Origin of the sequence: Bradyrhizobium sp., assembly GCF_004799445.1 — a bacterium.
Classification (GTDB): Bacteria; Pseudomonadota; Alphaproteobacteria; order Rhizobiales; family Xanthobacteraceae; genus Bradyrhizobium.
This window is the reverse complement of sequence record NZ_SSNA01000071.1, coordinates 65347-78709: the sequence shown is the minus strand read 5'-3', so window position 1 is coordinate 78709 and position 13363 is coordinate 65347. Positions and strand designations below refer to the sequence as shown.

The following is a 13363-nucleotide window of genomic DNA, read 5'->3' as shown; positions in this document are numbered from 1 at the left end:
GGCAAGCCTCGGCATTGTCTCATTAAGCCGCACCAAGGCCATCGCTGCGGCCAATGACAGATATCCGGAGGACGCATTCAGGCAAAAGGATGAGAAAGAGGCGATCAAATTGCTCTATGGCAGGACCGCCGAACCCTCCGACAAGGTCAAGCTCGACGCGCCGGAAATCGCCGAGAACGGCGCGGTGGTCCCGATATCCGTCAGCACGACACTCACCGAGGTGACCTCGATTGCCTTTGTGGTTCCGGAAAATCCGAACGTGCTGGCGGCCTATTACAGGATTCCGCCAGGCACGATGCCGAACGTGGCCAATCGCCTCAAAATGGCGAAGACCACCAATGTGACCGTGATCGTGGAAGCCGGCGGCAAGCTTTATAGCGCCACCAAGGAAGTCAAAGTGACCGTGGGCGGCTGCGGCGGCTAAAGCGCATGATTTGAGTGAAGGAGAATCCCGATGGCATCGAGCATTCGCGTGCGCGCGATAGCAGGCGGCGAGACCACCGAAGTCCAGACCTTGATCCAGCACCCGATGGATTCCGGCTTCGTCAAGGATGCCAAGGGTGAGTTCATCCCGGCGCATTTCATTCAGGAATTGAGCTTCGAATATGACGGCCGGAAGGTGTTCGTCGCCGATTGGGGTACGGCGGTCTCCAAGGACCCCTACGTCAAGTTCAGTTTCAAGGGCGGCAACAAGGGCGACGATCTGAAGGTCAGCTGGATCGACAACAAGGGCGAGACCGATACCACCATTGTGAAGATTCAATAATGGTTCTTGTTTTGACGCCGCTACGCTTAGCCTTGGCTGCTCTCGGAGCACTGGCGCTTTCCGTGCCGCCAGCCGGCGCCGCCGACACGCCTGACCCGGCGGCCGACGCCAAAGCCTTCAGGAATTACTTCGTCAGGAAATTCCCCAACGTGAAACTCGAGGAATTCGTCAACGGGCCCTACGCGCTGAACCAGGACATGCACCGGCAATGGGAAGAAAAGGAGCAATTCCCACCTTACGAATTCTCCCTCGAAATGGGCAAGGAGATGTTCGCCATGCCTTTTGGCAACGGCAAGGGCTACGCCGATTGCTTTCCCAATCAGGGCATCGGCATCCGGCAAAACTATCCCTATTTCGACAACAAGGAAGGCAAGGTGGTCACGCTTGAACTGGCGCTGAACCGGTGCCGCGAGGCCAACGGCGAGCCGGCCCTCTCCTATGTCGAGGACGAAATGGCCGCGCTGACCGCCTATATGGCCTTCACGTCCCGCGGCAAGCCGTTTGATATCAGGATTCCCGACGATCCGCGCGCGCTCGAGGCCTACCAGAACGGCAAGCGCTATTTCTATGCCAGGCGCGGCCAGCTCAATTTCTCCTGCGCCACCTGCCACGTGCAGAACCCCGGCGAGCGAATGCGCGCCGAAGTGCTGGCACCCGCGCTCGGCATCCTGAATGCGATGCCGATCTACCGTTCCGAATGGGGTGGGATGGGCACGATCAGCCGGCGTTTCACCACCTGCAACAGCCAAATTCGCGGCGTCCCGCTCGATCCGCAGGATGAAGAATACCGCGATCTCGAATATTATCTGTCCTACGTCAGCAACGGATTGCCGATTTCCGGTCCAGGCGCTCGGCCATGACCATGACAAAAACCAGAGCGCCGATGCGGATGTCCATTTTCTCGCTGATTCCCCTGTTATTGATCGCCGGCCCGGCCTCGGCGCCCGCCGCGGGCGCCGAGGCCGATTTCAGGGCTGCCTATGCCGCGGCCGAAGCCGCCGAACAGGAAGCAGGCCACTTGCGCAATCAATGGACGGTGACGGCATCGGCTCTGGCCGACGCCAAAAAGGCCGCCGATAAGGGCGACTTCGACCAGGCGTTGGCGTCGGCGAAGGAAGCCGAGGCGCTGGCCAAGGCATCGATTTTCCAGGCGACAAGCGAGAAAGAAGCCTGGAAAGCTCTCGAAATACGCTGAACCTGTCGCATGATCCGGAAACGTGGGAACCGGCTTTCCGAAAAGATCATGCGCAAACAAAGAGACGAATGGCGCACAGACCTCGCATGACAATCCGCCGCCGGGATTTTCTCAAACTGGCAGGCACGGCCGCGCTCTCCGGCGGAATGCCGCCTGTCGCGCGCAGCGCCGACAATGCCGGCGTCTACGACATCGAACGCTTCGGCAATGCGCGCATCCTGCATATCACCGACACGCATGCGCAGCTCTTGCCGGGATATTTTCGTGAACCGAGCGTCAATCTGGGTTTTGGCGCCATGCAGGGACGGCCGCCGCATCTGGTCGGGCGCGCCTTTCTCGATCGATTTGGCATCGAGCCTGATAGCGCCGACGCCTATGCTTTCACGTCCCTCGACTTCGAGAAATCCGCGGTTCGCTTCGGCAAGCTCGGTGGATTTGCGCATCTGAAAACGCTGATCGAGCGCTTGCGCAGCGATGCCGGCGCAGGACGTTCCCTGCTGCTCGACGGCGGCGATTTGTGGCAGGGCACGGGGCTTGCCAACGCCACGCGGGGCGCCGGGATGGTCGAGGCCGCGAACCTGCTCGGCATCGAGGCGATGACGGGTCACTGGGAGTTCACCTATGGCGAAGACGCCCTGCGCCGCAACCTCGAACGGTTCAAGGGCGAATTTCTGGCGCAGAACGTCTATCTGACCGAGGAAGCCGCATTCAATGACGCCAAGGCGTTTGATCGCGCGTCAGGACGGGTATTCAAGCCGGCCATGATCAGGGAGATCGGCGGCTACCGCATCGCGGTGATCGGGCAGGCCTTTCCCTATGTTCCGATCGCGCATCCAAAGCGGTTTACCCCGAACTGGACCTTCGGTATCCGCGACGAGGAATTGCAAAGACTGGTCGATGCGCTGCGAGGCGGCGACAAGGTCGACGCCGTGGTGCTGTTGTCGCACAACGGCATGGACGTCGATCTCAAACTCGCCGGCCGGGTGCGCGGCATCGACGTCATTCTCGGCGGCCATACCCACGACGCCGTTCCGCAACCGATTCCCGTGACCAATGCAGGGGGCACCACGCTCGTCACCAATGCCGGCTCGAACGGAAAATTCCTCGGCGTGCTCGATCTCGAGCTCGCCAGAGGCCGGGTCAGCGATGTCAGATACCGGCTGCTGCCGGTATTCTCGGAATTGCTGAAGCCCGATGCGGCGATGGCGGCGCTGATTGAAACGATGCGCGCGCCGCACGCTTCGGCCTATGCCGGGAAGATCGCGACCGCCGATCGCCTGCTCTATCGCCGCGGCAATTTCTTTGGCTCCGTGGATCAATTGATCTGCGAGGCATTGCGCACGGAATTGAATGCCGAGATTGCGTTGTCGCCGGGCTTCCGCTGGGGCTCGTGCGTTCTGCCGGGACAGCCACTGACGACGGAAGACCTACTGTCCGAGACCGCGATCAGCTATCCCGAAACCTACCTCCAAAGCATGACCGGCAGCCAGATCAAGGATGCCCTCGAAGACGTCTGCGACAACCTGTTCAATCCCGACCCCTATTATCAGCAGGGCGGCGATATGGTCCGGGTCGGCGGCTTCACCTATAGCTGCACGCCGGCGGAAAATATCGGCCACCGGATTTCCGACCTCAAGCTCGATAGCGGCCGGTCGATCGAGGCCGGCAGGAACTACAAGGTGGCGAGTTGGGCCTCGGTCGTCGAGCAGCCGGGAATGCCGGTGTGGGACGTCTTTGCCAGATATCTTGGCTCCGGCAAGCCGCCGGATGCGCGCAGTGCCGGCGTCAGCTTAAGGGGCGTCGATGGCAATCCCGGGATCGCGGGAGGCGGATGAGGCCCTTTTCGCAATGCAGAAGACGGGAGGCCGTGCGCCGCTGTGTCCTGTTGACCGGCGCTTTGCGCAGCGGACTGGCGTGATAGTATCGGGAATCAAATCGCGGACCTGCCAGTCATGATTTTTCGTCAGCTGTTCGACAGCGTATCGGGAACCTACAGCTATATCCTGGCCAGCCGGGCCGGCGGCGAAGCGCTGATCCTCGATCCGGTGCTGGAGAAGGTCGATCGCTACTGCCAGCTGCTGCGCGAGCTCGACCTCAAACTGGTGAAGGCCGTCGATACGCATCTGCACGCCGACCATGTCACCGGGCTCGGCGAACTGCGCGACCGCACCCACTGCGTCACCATCATGGGTGAGCAGACCAAGGCCGACGTGGTGGCGATGCGGGTCGCCGACGGCGACAAGGTGACGATCGAGGGCATCACCCTCGACGTGATGTACACGCCGGGCCATACCGATGATTCCTACAGCTACCTGATGGGCGATCGGGTCTTCACCGGCGACACGCTTCTGATCCGCGGCACCGGCCGCACCGATTTCCAGAACGGCAGCGCGCGGGCGCAATATGATTCCATCTTCAATCGGCTGTTGAAGCTGCCCGATGAGACCATGGTGTTTCCCGCCCATGACTACAAGGGCGACACCGTCTCCACCATCGGCGAGGAAAAGCGATTCAATCCTCGGCTGCAGGTGCGCTCGGTCGACGAATATGTCGAGCTGATGGGCAATCTGAAGCTGCCAAACCCCAAGATGATGGATGTCGCGGTGCCGGCCAACATGCATGTCGGCCTGCATCAGGAAAATCTCGCCAAACAGGGCCAGTCGTTCACGGCCCGAGAGGCGATCGACAGCCTGGGCCGCCCCGATATTCTGCTGGTCGACCTCAGGGAAAACAGCGAGCGCGCCAAGCACGGCACGCTGCCGGGCGCGCTGCACGCGCCCTATCCCGCTATCGGCGAAAGCCTGCAGCCCGGCGGGATGCTGCGCGAAGTCGCGGCGGCGACCGGACGGCGCGTCGTGTTCTTCTGCGCTTTCGGCGAGCGCTCGGCGATGGCTGTGGCTGCCGCCAGCGAAGCGGGCCTCGCCAACACCGCGCATATCGCCGGCGGCATCGACGCCTGGAAGAAAGCCGGCGGACCGGTGCTGACGGGGTGAACTCCCTCGTCCTGAGGAGCTTGCGCAGCAAGCGTCTCGAAGGACGAAAGCCCGCGGCCCTTCGAGACGCGGTCCTTTGGACCGCTCCTCAGGGTGAGGCGTCTTCCTCTACTGCTCAACCCGCTTCAGCTCCTCGACCAGCACGTCCAGCGCGTCGGCGAGCATGACCCCGCCGCACACCGTCAACCGGTCGGGAATGACGATGCGCTTTGATGGCGGATAGAAGCGCTCCAGCGCCGGGTGCAACAGGAAGGCGCGGCCATCATCCTCGGCGCGGTCGCCGGCCTCCGACACCACAATCAAATCGGGCTTCAGGTTCACGACGGCTTCGAGCGAGGCAAAACCGCCGGAGATGATCCCGAGATCGGCCGCCGCGTTGAAAAGTCCGGTCTCGGCCAGCAATGAGCTCAGCAGGCTGTCGTTGCCGGAGACCCAGCCGCGCCGGGACAAGGGCAGCACGCGGTAGTGCCTGCCGACTACGGCCTGACGCGCCCGCACGATCGCATCGTCGAGCCGGGCGACTTCCAAGCGCGCGCGATCGGGATGGCCGACCACGTTACCCATCTCGCGGATCTGGGCTCTCACCTCGTCAAGATTGCGGGGCACGGAGAATTCAGCGAGATGAAGTCCCTTCTCCTTCAAAAGCTCCCGCGTCGATCGCTTGTCGAACAGGCTCGCCACCACGATATCCGGCCTGAGCACCAGGATGTCTTCCGCGCCGCCCGAAAGAATCCGATATCGGCCGGCAGCATCGGCCGCGAAAGATTCAAATCGTTCGCGCGCGTAGCGGCTGAGCCCGAGGATCTGCTCCGGATCTGCCAGCGTGATCAGCAATTGGTCCGTACAAACATTCATAGATGCGATGCGCGGCAGGCTGTCTGCCCGTGCCGGCCCGGACGATATGGCGCCAAGCATCGCCAAGACTGCAACGGTCGATCGTGACAAATTTCCGAGGCGCATGAACATGTTCCTGCTAGATTTCCGCCCATGGCACGATCACGACCTCGCGCTGATATTCCGCACGGTAGGCGCTGATCCGGAACACGTCCGCCATCACCTGCTCCGATAGCGCCTCGGAGGCAGCGCCTTGCGACACCAGGCGGCCGTCCGAAAGCACCAGGATCATGTCCGCAAACCGCGCGGCGAGCCCGAGATCGTGGGTCACCACGATCACCAACGTGCCTTGGTCGGCGGCAGCGCGCAGGGTTTGCATGACATCGATCTGGTGGCGCGGGTCGAGCGAGGATGTCGGCTCATCCGCCAAGATCACCGGCGCTTCGACCGCGAAAACACGCGCCAGCGCCACGCGGCTGCGCTCACCACCGGACAATTCCGTGACGCGGCGATCGCCGAGGTCGACGACATCGGCCGCCTGCATCGCCCGCAGCACCGACTCGGCATCTTTCAATGTCAGCCGCGCGGGATCGGTCGCGCCATGTGGATAGCGGCCGAGCGCCACAATATCCCGCGCCGGCAGCGGCCAGTGGACGAGGTGGCCCTGCGGCAGATAGGCAAATCGCCGCGCGCGCGCGCGCAACGGCAACGCCAACAGGGCGTCGCCCCCGACATGGATCGCGCCCGTCGAAGGCACAAGCCCTGCCAGTGCGCGCAGCAGCGTCGTCTTTCCGGCACCATTTGGCCCGACCAGCGCGACCAGATGTCCCGACGACAGCGCGAGCGAGACGTCATGCAGCACGGCACGGCCGGCCAGCGTCACGCCGAGGCCCTGCGCGGTGAGGAAGGCTGATGCCGTCATGCGACGCCTCCGCCGAGTGCACGCCGTTCGCGCATGATGAGATAGAGGAAGAACGGCACGCCGATGATCGAGGTCAACACGCCGACCTTGATATCGCTGGTTGACGGAATGATCCGCACGGCGATATCGGCTGCCAGCAGCAGCGCGCTGCCGGTGAGCGCGCTCGGAATCAGCAGCCGCGCCGGATCGTGTCCGATCAGCGGCCGCATCAGATGCGGCGCGACCAGGCCGATGAAGCCGATCGTGCCGGATACAGCGACCGCGCCGCCGACGCCAAGCGCGACGCCCGAAATCACCAAAAGCCGCATCCGGCCGACATCGACGCCAAGGCTTTGCGCCGTCTCTTCCCCGAGACTGAGCGCGCGGAAGGCGTTGCGCTGGCTCAACAGAATGACCGCGCCGGCGGCAATGAACGGCAGCGCCAGCATGACATGGCGAAAACTGCGGTCGTCCAGCGAACCGAGCAGCCAGAACGCAATTTCAAGCACAACGAACGGATTGCTCGACAGATTCATCACCAGCGCGGTCGCGGCGCCCGCAAGACTCGATATCGCAAGGCCCGCCAGGATGAGAATCAGCAGGCCGGCGTTGCGGCCTGCGATCGCCAGCAGCACGAAAACCGAGGCAAAGGCGGCGATGATCGCCGCAACCGGAAGCGCATAGGACCTGACATCGGCCAGGCCGAGCGCGATGATCAGCACCGCGCCGAACGCGGCCGATTGCGGCGCGCCGAACAGCGAGGGCGCAGCAAGCGGATTGCGCAGCAGCCCCTGTAGCGCCGCGCCGGAAAGGCCGAGCATCGCGCCGATCGCAAATCCCAGTATCGCGCGGGGCAGCCGGATTTCCCGGACGATCACCTGCTGTACGTCGCTGCCGCCACCGAACAGGGCGTCGACCACGGACAGCGGTGACAGCCGCACCGGACCGATCCCGAGCGAGGCCAGCAGCAGCAGCACGACCAGAACGACGAGCGCTGCCGTCATGCCGGCGCGCCGGCGCGCCGCAACGTCGACCGTCGCCATGACGTTCTGAATGCTCATCCATCGTCCTCAGGCCGCGACGTCGTCGCCCTGCCCAATGCTCATACAATGATTAAGGTTCGGCACAAGCGTGGCCGCGAACAAAATGAGTACCCGCGACGCGCGCCGGCGCGCGGCCGAACGATGGCATTGACTCGGCGCCCGTCACAATTCTAGATAGCCGCGACGGTTCCCTGTTTTGGGGATCAAAAGGGAATGCGGTGCGGAGAGATTTCTCCAATGCCGCGGCTGCCCCCGCAACTGTAAGCGGCGAATCCTTCGCCATATGCCACTGGGAATCTCGGTCCTGGGAAGGCGACGAAGGGTAACGACCCGCGAGCCAGGAGACCTGCCGTCAGCCGTGGTCACACGCGAAGATGTCGGTCGGGGAGTACAGGCATTAGCTTCACCTGATGTGCGCAAGCACGATGGTGGGACTTGGTTCGCTGTGACGTGCCACTGACGTCATACCGAGGTCCAACCATGTCTTCCACCATCAAAGCCGCATCGCGGCGTCGCAGGCTTCTGCTTGCGTCAGCTTTCCTGCTGCCGGTTCTCCCGCTGGGTATTTCTGCCGCCAACGCGCAGCAGGCATCGCCGGGCCAACTGCCTCCCATTGAGATCAGCCCGCCGCGTGACGAGAGCCAGACCCGGGCTAAACCTTTAACCGATCAGGATTCGAGCTCGCGCCGCGTCGTGCCGAATGTGTCTCCTGCAACCAGCACAAACGTCTCGCCAACCGGCGACACGACGGCCGTCAGGCAATTCAACGGCATCGTCGGCGCTTCGTCGACTGTGATCACGGCAGAAGATATCGCGCGCTCGCCCGCCCAGACGGTGCAGGAGATCATTGCCCAGACCCCCGGCGTGCAACTGACCACATTATACGGCGGCGTGAACGGCGCACAAACCAACGTGGACGTGAGGGGCTTTGGCGCCTTCGCCACAGCCAATACGCTTATTCTAATCAACGGCCGCAGACTCAATGATGTCGATCTGGCCGGCGTCGACCTTTCGACCATCCCGCGCGATTCGATCGAACGCATCGAAATCACCAGAGGCAACAGCGGCGCCGTATTGTATGGCGACAACGCCGTCGGCGGCGTCATCAATATTGTCACCAAGACCACCACCGGCGGCGCGCCGATGTCGATACGCGCCGAAGCCGGTGTCGGGTCATTCAATCAGCGCCTTGGCTCGGTTTCCGCCACGGCGAACCAGGGAGCCTGGTCAACGTCCTTCTTCGGAAATGGAATCAGCTCTGACGGATATCGGACCAACAACGCTCTCTCGCAACAAAATGGCTTCGGCGAGATCCGCTATGCGACGCCTGACTTCAAGGCATTCTTCAACGTCTCCGGCGACAATCAGCAGCTCGGATTCCCCGGCGGCAGAAGGGTCAATCCATCCGCCGGCATCAATGAACTCGCTACCGACCGCACTGGCACCGACACCCCGTTCGACTTTGGCAACAAGCAGGGTGCCAACGCCACCGCCGGCTTTACCAAGACGTTGTGGAACGGCGCCGAACTCATCGTCGACGGCGGTGTACGGGACAAAAGGCAGCAGGCGGGCTTCTTCGGCAACGTTCCGTTGCAGGACTTCAACGCCAGCTACGTCGACACCAGACTGCAGACGTGGTCGCTGACCCCCCGACTAAGCATCAAAAACCCGGTGTTCGGATTGCCCTCAACCATCCTGACCGGAATCGATTATTACGATGCGACCTTCCACTCCAATCGCAGCGAGCTGCAAAGCACTTCTCCAATTCACGTTTATGATCTGTCTCAGAAAACACTTGCCTCCTATTGGCAACAGACTATCGGAATACTTCCGGCCACCGATTTTTCGTATGGCGCCCGGATTCAGCAGACGAGCGTGGGTGCGAGAGATACTCTCGATCCAAACGCACCGGGATATTTTGGCGACGCACAAGCGCTGCCTCTCAATAGCGTCGAAACGAATCACGCATTGCATGTAGGTATCGAGCACCGTTTTAATGACGTGTTCACGATCTTCGGACGCGCCGCAAGCGCGTTTCGCACGCCGAACGTCGATGAGCGCGTAGCGTCCGGCCCGCTGTTCAACTCCGATGGCACTGCCAATGTTGGAAACTTCATGCTGAAAACCCAGACCTCAAACGACATCGAGGCAGGCTTCCGGGTCAAGGCCGGGAAGTTCGAGATGCAGTCGAGCATCTACAACATGGATCTCACCAACGAGATCCACTTCGATCCGGTGAATTTCATTGACTACAATCTGGACCCAACCCGCCGTTACGGCTCCGAGACCAGCGCGACATACCGCGCCAGCGACACCCTGCTGCTGCGCGGCGGTTTTGCCTATACCCGCGCGATATTTCGCGAGGGCCCTTTCACGGGCAATGATATTCCTCTGGTATCGCACTACACGGCCAATGCCGGCGTCAGCTGGAATATCTGGCAAAAATTTCTCGTGGCCGATGCAACGGTGCGCTACTGGAGCAGCCGCCACATGGATAACGATCAGCCCAACACCCAGCCGGTGATTCCGGCCAACGCGACGGCCGATTTCAAGCTGAGCGGCGCGTATGACAGATATTTCTGGTCGTTGAGCGTGAATAACGTGTTCAATGTGCTGTATTATGATTACGCGATCGCGAGCGCGTTCACGCCGGGTGCGTTCAGTGCCTATCCGTTGCCGGGCCGCACCTTCCTGCTGAAGGCTGGCGCGACGTTCTGATCGGACCCCCCGGTTTAGAGCCTTGCGCGGCCCGTCTGATGCCGGCCACGCAAGGGGCGGCGTCCTTCACCACGATTGCAGATTCCGCCCGGAACGGACCCCGTTCCGGGCGGATTCAGCCGAAATTTGCCCCTTCCGTGGCCCAAGACATGGTAGGATTGTGACAGAGATCGTCGCACGATGATGCGCGCCGTGAATCTTGAGGCAACCGATGGACGACGAACCGAAAAGCCCCGCCGAGTTGAAAGAGATCAGATTGAACCGAAAGCTTGCCCAGGACGCCGAAGGCATCAAGGCCATGGCCGAGATCGCGGCCGCCGACGTCGCGATACGAAAGCGGACCGCGAACCTGCGCGCGATGCGATTGGCGAGGGAAGCCGCAGACCGCGACAAACCACCGGAGCCCAAAGCCAAGGCCAAGCCCAAAAAGAAGAAAATAACTTAAATGACAAGAGAAGATCGCAACCGCGCCGATGCGCGTTTCAACAAGGCCGCGCGCACCGCGGGCGAAGCCAGGACCGGCATGGCCGAGCGCGACGCCGCGCTGAAGGCGGTGACCGACAACATGGCGAAGCTCAAGGCATTGCGGCTCGCGCGCGAGGCCGCCGAGCCTCCGGCCGTGGCGCCGAAAAAGCCGCGCGCCAAGCCGAAGAAATCAGCAGACAAGGGCCCGGCGCTGTCTGATTGGCTGGCGGGACAGCAAAGCGGCGGGCGTCGCACTTGAACGTTCCTGGTTGACCGGATCTATCCGGCCAAGTTCTTTGCAGCCAAGTGCCCTTCAGCCAAGCGCTCTAAATTTGCCCCCAACGCAACCCCGGTTACCCCCGGGCTCAGGCGACCTTCGGGTCGTGCTCTGCGCCGGGCGCGGGCCATTGGATCAGCGATCGCGTCTTGGTCGCGGCGTCGTAAACCTGAATCTGAAGCATCTGGAATTGATTCTTCAAAGCCATGCCGGTTTCTTCGGCGGCCTCGACCGTATCGTGGTGGGATTTGAAGTGTCCGTCCACGACAAGCGAATAGCCCTCGGTCGGCGCTTTGTCGGCGCGAATGATTTTGCGTGGCTGCTGTTCTTCCACTTCGATTTTCGGCTTCTTCATCGGTAGCTCCCGGATCATGATCCGATTAAACCGGACCATGCTCTCATCTGTTTGTCTTGAGCATGATCTTCCGAAAAACCGGTTCTCGCTGTTCCGGATCATGCTCTGGCTGCGCCTCCCTTTACGCTGAATGCCGGAAAAAGGCAGGAAAGATTGTTCGGTTGCGGCTATATACCGCCTCAAAGGCGGTGAGATTGATGTCGCAAACGTGACCGGACGATTGGACGGAGACACCGATCCGACCGATCAAAGGGAGTGCCATGGGCGGAACAGGCAAAAAGCGCGAACTTCCCGGCAAGGATGACGGCAAATACAAGAAGTCGTCGAGAAAATCGCCGCCTGCGACCGCCGAGGATGACGACATCGAGGATGGCGACATCGCCACGCCAAAGCGCGATCGCTACGGCGAAGACGACCAGCCGCTTTGATATTTTGAAAATCCCGCATCGCGGCACTTGCGAACAATTGGACCGGCATCGCGCTTCCGGCTGCGTTTTGAGGGCTGCCATGCAGCTCTATTCATGGACAAATAACCAACACAGCCGATAGTTTCGCCATTAAAGAGAGGAACCGGAGATGGCCGACATTCTGGCCGCGCCGCAACAAGCGAAGACAGACGAACAACTGCGCACGCTGGTGGCGATTTCGACGGCCCATTGGGTCAGTCATTTTCATATGCTGGTGCTGCCGATGCTGTTCCCCTTTCTCAAGGAGCAACTCGGCGTCGGCTATATTGAACTTGGCTTCGCGCTGACCGTGTTCGCCGTCACATCCGGCCTGACGCAGGCGCCGATCGGCTACCTTGCCGATCATATCGGCGCCCGCAAGATCCTGCTGATGGGACTGACGCTGGGCGGCCTCGCCCTAATCATGCTCGGCCTGCATCTCAGCTATCCGTGGCTGATCGCCAGCGCCGTGCTGCTGGGACTAGCCAACAGCGTTTATCATCCGGCCAATTATGCGATCCTGTCCGCTCATATGAATGAGGCGCGCATGGGCCGAGCCTTTTCGATTCATACCTTCGCCGGTTACGTTGGCGGCGCGGTGGCGCCCGCGACCGTGGCGGCGCTGGTCGCAACGACGGGAGGCCATGGCGCGCTGCTTGTCACCAGCGCGGTGGGACCGCTTGTCGCGCTGTTTCTCCTGGTCGTCGGCATTCCCGATGCAAGCGCGGCGGACCGCCAGGTGGCCGGCACAGACGCGCCGCGGCAAAACGTCATCACCCCCGCCTTGATCGTGCTGACGGTCTTTTTCATGCTGCTCAGCCTGTCCAACGCCGGCATCGGCAATTTCGGCGTCGTTGCGCTGATGAGCGGCTACGGCGTGACATTCCCGGCCGCCAATATCGCGCTGACGGCGTTTCTGGGCGCCAGCGCGATCGGCGTGCTGGCGGGCGGATTTCTCGCCGACCACACCACGCGTCACGGGCAAGTGGCCGCCGCCTGCTTTGCCGTGAATGCTGCGATCGTATTCTTGATCGCAACGGTGAGTCTGCCGCTGCTGCTGCTGACGGCGGCGATGGCGTCGGCGGGATTCCTCGGAGGCGTGATCGCCCCTTCGCGCGATATGCTGGTTCGCAACGCGGCGCCGGCCGGGGCGGCGGGGCGGGCCTTCGGCATCGTCTCTACCGGCTTCAACATCGGCGGCATCATCAGCCCGCTGCTGTTCGGCTGGATCATGGACCAGAATCTGCCGCATTGGGTGTTCGGTGCTTCGGTCGTGTTCATGGTCCTCACGGTCCTGCTCGCACTCGCAACCGAGCAAGGCCCGCAAGAGAGATCGGCGGCGTCCGATGCGAGGATGATGCACCCGTGAT

At 62.0% G+C, this 13363-nt stretch carries 15 protein-coding genes and 1 riboswitch; of the genes, 11 read left to right on the top strand and 4 right to left on the bottom strand.

Annotation, left to right across the window (positions count from 1 at the left end):
- The 6 genes from soxY to E8A46_RS09885 form a co-directional block, all read left to right on the top strand.
- The coding region (gene soxY / locus E8A46_RS09910; RefSeq protein ID WP_291559958.1) for a thiosulfate oxidation carrier protein SoxY at window positions 1-424 on the top strand (424 nt) is incomplete at its 5' end.
- Between the two features lie 30 nt (window positions 425-454).
- The gene (gene soxZ / locus E8A46_RS09905; RefSeq protein WP_291559956.1) at window positions 455-766 is read left to right on the top strand and encodes a thiosulfate oxidation carrier complex protein SoxZ; all 312 of its coding nucleotides are present in this window, start codon (window positions 455-457) and stop codon (window positions 764-766) included.
- Window positions 766-1626 carry a sulfur oxidation c-type cytochrome SoxA gene (gene soxA / locus E8A46_RS09900; RefSeq protein WP_291559954.1) on the top strand — a complete coding sequence of 287 codons (861 nt, stop codon included), beginning with the start codon at window positions 766-768 and terminating at the stop codon, window positions 1624-1626. Before soxZ ends, soxA begins: the two co-directional genes overlap by 1 nt.
- Before the next feature lie 23 nt (window positions 1627-1649).
- On the top strand, window positions 1650-1961 hold the full coding sequence (locus E8A46_RS09895; RefSeq protein ID WP_291559972.1) for a hypothetical protein: 312 nt from the start codon (window positions 1650-1652) through the stop codon (window positions 1959-1961).
- 86 nt (window positions 1962-2047) lie between these two features.
- Window positions 2048-3796: a thiosulfohydrolase SoxB gene (gene soxB / locus E8A46_RS09890; protein WP_291559951.1), complete on the top strand. Its 1749-nt coding sequence runs from the start codon at window positions 2048-2050 to the stop codon at window positions 3794-3796.
- Window positions 3797-3913: 117 nt separating this feature from the next.
- The gene (locus E8A46_RS09885) at window positions 3914-4954 is read left to right on the top strand and encodes an MBL fold metallo-hydrolase (RefSeq protein ID WP_291559949.1); all 1041 of its coding nucleotides are present in this window, start codon (window positions 3914-3916) and stop codon (window positions 4952-4954) included.
- Window positions 4955-5062: 108 nt separating this feature from the next.
- On the opposite strand, the gene E8A46_RS09880 is transcribed toward E8A46_RS09885, so the two are convergent.
- The 3 genes from E8A46_RS09880 to E8A46_RS09870 all read right to left on the bottom strand — a co-directional run bounded on the left by E8A46_RS09880 (window position 5063) and on the right by E8A46_RS09870 (window position 7750).
- The gene (locus E8A46_RS09880; RefSeq protein ID WP_363251449.1) at window positions 5063-5809 is read right to left on the bottom strand and encodes an ABC transporter substrate-binding protein; all 747 of its coding nucleotides are present in this window, start codon (window positions 5807-5809) and stop codon (window positions 5063-5065) included.
- Between the two features lie 118 nt (window positions 5810-5927).
- Window positions 5928-6710 (bottom strand): ABC transporter ATP-binding protein, encoded by a 783-nt coding sequence (locus E8A46_RS09875; protein WP_291559947.1) that lies wholly within the window; start codon window positions 6708-6710, stop codon window positions 5928-5930.
- Entirely contained in the window at window positions 6707-7750 is a 1044-nt protein-coding gene (locus E8A46_RS09870; protein ID WP_291559944.1) for an iron ABC transporter permease, read from the bottom strand. Before E8A46_RS09870 ends, E8A46_RS09875 begins: the two co-directional genes overlap by 4 nt.
- A 149-nt stretch (window positions 7751-7899) precedes the next feature.
- Window positions 7900-8101: riboswitch (cobalamin riboswitch) on the top strand.
- Window positions 8102-8212: 111 nt separating this feature from the next.
- Between E8A46_RS09870 and E8A46_RS09865 the strand changes: the two genes are divergently transcribed.
- The 3 genes from E8A46_RS09865 (at window position 8213) to E8A46_RS09855 (ending at window position 11174) form a co-directional block, all read left to right on the top strand.
- Complete coding sequence (locus E8A46_RS09865; RefSeq protein ID WP_291559941.1) at window positions 8213-10450, top strand: TonB-dependent receptor; 2238 nt, start codon at window positions 8213-8215, stop codon at window positions 10448-10450.
- 211 nt (window positions 10451-10661) lie between these two features.
- Window positions 10662-10895, top strand: a complete 234-nt coding sequence (locus E8A46_RS09860; RefSeq protein WP_291559939.1) for a hypothetical protein — start codon at window positions 10662-10664, stop codon at window positions 10893-10895.
- Complete coding sequence (locus E8A46_RS09855; RefSeq protein ID WP_291559937.1) at window positions 10896-11174, top strand: hypothetical protein; 279 nt, start codon at window positions 10896-10898, stop codon at window positions 11172-11174.
- Between the two features lie 106 nt (window positions 11175-11280).
- Here the strand turns inward: E8A46_RS09855 and E8A46_RS09850 are convergent, their stop codons facing one another.
- Window positions 11281-11547: a hypothetical protein gene (locus E8A46_RS09850; protein WP_291559935.1), complete on the bottom strand. Its 267-nt coding sequence runs from the start codon at window positions 11545-11547 to the stop codon at window positions 11281-11283.
- 260 nt (window positions 11548-11807) lie between these two features.
- Between E8A46_RS09850 and E8A46_RS09845 the strand changes: the two genes are divergently transcribed.
- Window positions 11808-11975: a hypothetical protein gene (locus tag E8A46_RS09845; protein ID WP_291559933.1), complete on the top strand. Its 168-nt coding sequence runs from the start codon at window positions 11808-11810 to the stop codon at window positions 11973-11975.
- Between the two features lie 148 nt (window positions 11976-12123).
- The gene (locus tag E8A46_RS09840) at window positions 12124-13362 is read left to right on the top strand and encodes an MFS transporter (RefSeq protein WP_291559931.1); all 1239 of its coding nucleotides are present in this window, start codon (window positions 12124-12126) and stop codon (window positions 13360-13362) included.
- Window position 13363 lies beyond the last annotated feature (1 nt).

Coding starts and splice junctions, on each gene's coding strand:
- soxZ (WP_291559956.1), top strand. CDS start 455: ATGGCATCGAGCATTCGCGTGCGCGCGATAGCAGGCGGCGAGACCACC.
- soxA (WP_291559954.1), top strand. CDS start 766: ATGGTTCTTGTTTTGACGCCGCTACGCTTAGCCTTGGCTGCTCTCGGA.
- E8A46_RS09895 (WP_291559972.1), top strand. CDS start 1,650: ATGCGGATGTCCATTTTCTCGCTGATTCCCCTGTTATTGATCGCCGGC.
- soxB (WP_291559951.1), top strand. CDS start 2,048: ATGACAATCCGCCGCCGGGATTTTCTCAAACTGGCAGGCACGGCCGCG.
- E8A46_RS09885 (WP_291559949.1), top strand. CDS start 3,914: ATGATTTTTCGTCAGCTGTTCGACAGCGTATCGGGAACCTACAGCTAT.
- E8A46_RS09880 (WP_363251449.1), bottom strand. CDS start 5,809: ATGAATGTTTGTACGGACCAATTGCTGATCACGCTGGCAGATCCGGAG.
- E8A46_RS09875 (WP_291559947.1), bottom strand. CDS start 6,710: ATGACGGCATCAGCCTTCCTCACCGCGCAGGGCCTCGGCGTGACGCTG.
- E8A46_RS09870 (WP_291559944.1), bottom strand. CDS start 7,750: ATGAGCATTCAGAACGTCATGGCGACGGTCGACGTTGCGGCGCGCCGG.
- E8A46_RS09865 (WP_291559941.1), top strand. CDS start 8,213: ATGTCTTCCACCATCAAAGCCGCATCGCGGCGTCGCAGGCTTCTGCTT.
- E8A46_RS09860 (WP_291559939.1), top strand. CDS start 10,662: ATGGACGACGAACCGAAAAGCCCCGCCGAGTTGAAAGAGATCAGATTG.
- E8A46_RS09855 (WP_291559937.1), top strand. CDS start 10,896: ATGACAAGAGAAGATCGCAACCGCGCCGATGCGCGTTTCAACAAGGCC.
- E8A46_RS09850 (WP_291559935.1), bottom strand. CDS start 11,547: ATGAAGAAGCCGAAAATCGAAGTGGAAGAACAGCAGCCACGCAAAATC.
- E8A46_RS09845 (WP_291559933.1), top strand. CDS start 11,808: ATGGGCGGAACAGGCAAAAAGCGCGAACTTCCCGGCAAGGATGACGGC.
- E8A46_RS09840 (WP_291559931.1), top strand. CDS start 12,124: ATGGCCGACATTCTGGCCGCGCCGCAACAAGCGAAGACAGACGAACAA.